At 60.9% G+C, this 530-nt stretch carries 1 protein-coding gene; it reads right to left on the bottom strand.

Annotated elements, in window-relative coordinates:
• Positions 1–138 (bottom strand): DNA-binding protein (locus tag K9U41_RS23890; protein ID WP_349237872.1); only part of this gene is annotated, 138 nt, incomplete at its 3' end.
• Positions 139–530: the final 392 nt, after the last annotated feature.

Raw genomic sequence — 530 nt, 5'->3', positions numbered from 1 at the left:
CCAGACCTGCTTGAGGCGAGAAGGGTTGCCGCCCCCGACCTTCTGCCGCAAGGCGAAGCCCGTGATGTTGCGACCAGCAGCTTGCAACTGCTCGCCGGCCTCAATGATCTGCTCTTGGGTGAACTCTGCTGGACGCATGGCATTTCTCCTGCGGGTGTAATGGAGAAATTATACCATAACAAATAAATAAACTAACTAACAAACAAACTAATAAACTAATTTCTGCAGCAAAATGCAACACTGACCAGCACCATCACCGCGCCCGGTGGCCCGCGCCTGCCGTGGACAACCCCGCTGCCCACCCGAGGTGGACAGCCGCCCGTGCCGGGCGGTGCCGGGGTCTGCCCACCGCCGGCCGCTGCCCAAGACACTGACGCCCTTCGGTGGACAAGCCTGCAGCTTGCCCACGCTACGGTTGCCCAGGTTTTTCAGAGATCTCTAGCAGGGACAGCCCGGGAACCGGGGCCCTTGATGGCGAAGCCATGGAAAACGGGCTCAGGGCCGCCTGACAGGCAGGCCAAGCCCTCCCC

The sequence above is a fragment of the Xanthobacter autotrophicus genome, assembly GCF_029991245.1.
Taxonomy (GTDB): domain Bacteria; phylum Pseudomonadota; class Alphaproteobacteria; order Rhizobiales; family Xanthobacteraceae; genus Xanthobacter; species Xanthobacter autotrophicus_C.
Note: the sequence above shows the minus strand (reverse complement) of the source record. Positions and strands in the feature narration are given on the sequence as shown.